Annotated in this window: 5 protein-coding genes; 4 read left to right on the top strand and 1 reads right to left on the bottom strand. The window is 58.2% G+C overall.

Features of this window, described 5'->3' with window-relative positions:
* From lpxK to murB, 4 genes are all read left to right on the top strand, one after another.
* Positions 1-597: tetraacyldisaccharide 4'-kinase (gene lpxK, locus A3754_RS17665; RefSeq protein WP_063520755.1), on the top strand; the 597-nt coding region annotated here is incomplete at its 5' end.
* A 111-nt stretch (positions 598-708) separates the two neighbouring features.
* Positions 709-1,464 carry a 3-deoxy-manno-octulosonate cytidylyltransferase gene (kdsB, locus tag A3754_RS17670; protein ID WP_063520756.1) on the top strand — a complete coding sequence of 252 codons (756 nt, stop codon included), beginning with the start codon at positions 709-711 and terminating at the stop codon, positions 1,462-1,464.
* Positions 1,464-1,937, top strand: coding sequence for a low molecular weight protein-tyrosine-phosphatase (locus A3754_RS17675; protein ID WP_063520757.1), 474 nt, complete (start codon positions 1,464-1,466; stop codon positions 1,935-1,937). The genes kdsB and A3754_RS17675 overlap by 1 nt, the downstream gene beginning before the upstream one ends.
* On the top strand, positions 1,934-2,977 hold the full coding sequence (murB, locus tag A3754_RS17680) for a UDP-N-acetylmuramate dehydrogenase (RefSeq protein ID WP_082872464.1): 1,044 nt from the start codon (positions 1,934-1,936) through the stop codon (positions 2,975-2,977). The genes A3754_RS17675 and murB overlap by 4 nt, the downstream gene beginning before the upstream one ends.
* 342 nt (positions 2,978-3,319) lie before the next feature.
* Here murB and A3754_RS27850 read toward each other — a convergent pair.
* Positions 3,320-3,552: hypothetical protein (locus A3754_RS27850; protein ID WP_197468700.1), on the bottom strand; the 233-nt coding region annotated here is incomplete at its 5' end.

The following is a 3,552-nucleotide window of genomic DNA, read 5'->3' on the forward strand; positions in this document are numbered from 1 at the left end:
CTGGACGTGGCGATTCGCGAGTACGCCCCGGACCTGGTGATCAGCGATGATGGCTTGCAGCATTATGCGCTGCCGCGCAGCGCCGAAGTGGTGGTGGTGGATGGTCAGCGTGGCCTGGGTAATGGTCGCTGTCTGCCGGAAGGACCATTGCGGGAGCCGGCCACCCGCCTCAAGGAGGTGGACTTCGTGATCAGCACCGGCGGTGGCTGGACCGGGGCCTATCCCATGATCATGCGTCCGTCAGGCATGACATGCCTGGCCGACGACCGTACTCTCACCCCTGACGATTTCCTGCGCCAACATCCCCAGGTCCATGCGGTTGCCGGCATTGGCAATCCCAAACGTTTCTTTAACCTGCTCAGTATTCTTGGGCTCAGCACGACGCCTCACGTTTTCCCCGACCATCATGCCTATCAGCCGGCGGATCTGGCCTTTGCCGATGGGCTGCCTGTCCTGATGACAGAAAAGGACGCGGTGAAATGTGCCCCCTTTGCCGAACCCCACTGGTGGTTTCTTCCGGTGACTGCAAGCTTGCCGGACGGGTTGCTGGATCAGATGATTGATCGGGCGTTGGGAGTGAACGGTCAAGAGAGTTGAAAGGTAAAAGGTAAAGTTGAAACGTGAGGATGTAAGGCATGGGTTTGAACGGTTTTTTCAACTTTGAACTTTAAACTTCCAACTCGGCCCTGATTTTTTTCGAGGTAGTGAATGAGTTTTTACGTAGTGGTGCCGGCGCGGTATGCGTCTACCCGTTTGCCGGGCAAGCCGTTGGCAGACATTGCTGGAAAAACCATGGTGGAACGGGTGGCAGAGCGCTGCCAGCAAAGCCATGCCGAGCAGGTATACGTGGCCACGGATGATGCGCGCATTGCCGATGTGCTGGATGGCATCGTGCCCGTGGTCATGACCCGGGAGGATCACCCCTCCGGCACGGACCGCCTGCAGGAAGTGGCCGCCAAACTGGGGCTGGCTGATGATGACATTATCGTCAATGTGCAGGGCGATGAGCCGTTGATTCCCCCGGCGGTGATTGATCAGGTGGCGGCGAATCTGGCCGCCAACCCGGACTGCCAGATGTCCACTCTGTGTGAACCCATTGAACGAGCTGACGATCTGTTTAACCCGAATGTGGTGAAAGCCGTGTTCGATGACAGCGGCAAGGCGCTGTATTTTTCCCGGGCGCCGGTGCCCTGGCATCGTGATGCCTTTGCCGATGGTAAGCAGGACATGTCCGCAGGGCAGTGGTGGCGTCATATCGGCATCTACGCGTACCGGGTAGCGTTCTTGCACCGGTATGTGCAATGGCCGCCCGCGACCCTGGAGCAGCTGGAATCTCTGGAGCAGCTGCGGGCCATGGCCAATGGCGTGGCTATCCACATTGAACCTGCCTGCGAGGCTGTGCCCGGTGGGGTCGATACCCAGGCGGATCTTGAGCGTCTGCGGTCAGAGTTGGGAGGCCGGTAATGAGCGTATCAGTATTGTTCGTTTGCCTTGGCAACATCTGTCGTTCACCCACCGCTGAAGTGGTCTTTCGTGAACGCGTGAAGGCAGCCGGCCTGGAAGATCGTATTCGTATTGATAGCGTTGGAACCGGCGATTGGCATATCGGCAAGGCGCCGGACCCTCGTACCCAGGAGGCCGCGTTGCGACGGGGCTATTCCATGGCTGACCTGCGCGCGAGGCAAGTCAGCCCGGCGGATTTTGCGGACTATGATTGGGTGTTGGCCATGGATGATGCCAATCTGGCGGATCTGAAGGCCATGCGACCCGCATCGTTTCAGGGCACTCTTGCCCGTTTTCTGGACTATGCACAGCACACTTCGGTGCGGGAAGTGCCCGACCCTTACTATGGCGGTGAAGACGGATTCGATACCGTGCTGGACCTGATTGAAGATGGCGCTGAAGGATTGTTGAGCCGTGTGCGGGAGCAACTGTGAGCCAGACGGCGCCACCGACCGGTTCGGTTGAGCAGATTTGCGATGCGGATCTGATGTCGCTGAATACCTTGCGGTTGCCGGCGCGAGCCCATCGCCTGGCACGGCCGAACACACTGGATGCATTGTCACAGGTGCTGGCGGAACGTAATCCTGCAGAGCCACTTTTCGTGATTGGTGAAGGCAGCAACCTGGTAATTCGTTCTGATCTGCCGGGGCTGACACTGAGCCTGGCTATTGATGGCATGGCGCAGGTGAAAGAAGACGACACCCATGTTTGGGTCGCCGCCGGTGCTGGCGTGCACTGGGATGATCTGGTGGCCTGGACCGTTGAGCAGGGCTGGCAAGGGCTGGAAAACCTGTCCTTGATTCCCGGTACGGCGGGGGCGGCACCTTTTCAAAATATCGGTGCCTATGGCGTCGAGTTGTCCCAGGTACTGGAGCAGGTGACGGTGATGGATGTGGTCACCGCTCAGGTAGACCATTTTGCCGGCCATGAATGCGAATTTTCCTACCGCGACAGTCGTTTCAAAAGCCGTGATCGTGGCCGCTATATCATTACCGGCATCGAGCTTCGTCTGAATAAAATACCGCAATGCAATGTGAGCTACGGGCCGCTCCAGGCGCGTTTTGGTCACTTGTCGCAAGCGGATATTTCCCCCGCCGCGGTTCGCGAGCATGTGATTGCGGTGCGTCAGAGTAAGCTGCCGGACCCTGCCGTGTTGGCTAACGCGGGCAGTTTTTTCAAAAACCCGGTTGTCACCAAAGAACAGGGTGATGCGCTAAAGATGCGCTTTGCGGATGTGGTGGCGTACGCACAAGAAGATGGCGTGAAACTGGCAGCAGGGTGGCTGATCGAGCAGGCCGGCTGGAAGGGGAAGCGACTGGGGCCTGTTGGTATGCATAGTGAACAGGCGCTGGTGCTGGTCAATCATGGCGGTGCTACCAGTGCGGATGTGGTGGCGTTGGCAGAGGCGGTGTGTGCCGATGTGCTGGCGATGTTTGGTGTGTCGTTGGAGCAAGAGCCGGTGCTGTTACCATAGCCAGGAGCCTCCAGGCCCCTATAGACGCATGGGATGCATGCGACCCATGGCCACAATTGATTTCAGCATGTAGCTGGAACAATACCTGATTATTGTCTGAATGATGGCCCTGACAATTCCTCAAAGAAACCCTTAAAGAAACCCTCAAAAATACCTCTCAAAAAAGATACCGAAAACGATAGCTGTTCAGGCTAAGGGGCTTGCGCCAGGCATCCGGCGTCGAGTATTTATTCGCGATAAACCCTGTAGACGACGAGAAGCGTGTTATTCACTCTAATCCGCGAAGAACCATAAGCCACAAAAAAGCCCGCTCGAAGCGGGCTTTTTTGTGGCTGGATGTCCTCAGTCTTCCGAGGACGATTCCGCTTGTTGCGCCTTGGCAGCGGCTTCCTGGGCGGCGAGCTGCTCACGACGACGCTGGCGTGGGTCGTTGCTTGCGCGGCCCTGCTCGGCGGCGGCGGGCTTGACTTCTGCCTTGACCGCTTTCACTTCCGTGGCACGGCTGGGCAGCTCATTGCTGGCCGGTGCCGGCTTGGGCTTTTCTTCCGCCTTTGGGGCCGGGGCTGCCGGGGTGG

The sequence above is a fragment of the Alcanivorax sp. HI0083 genome (genome assembly GCF_001635175.1).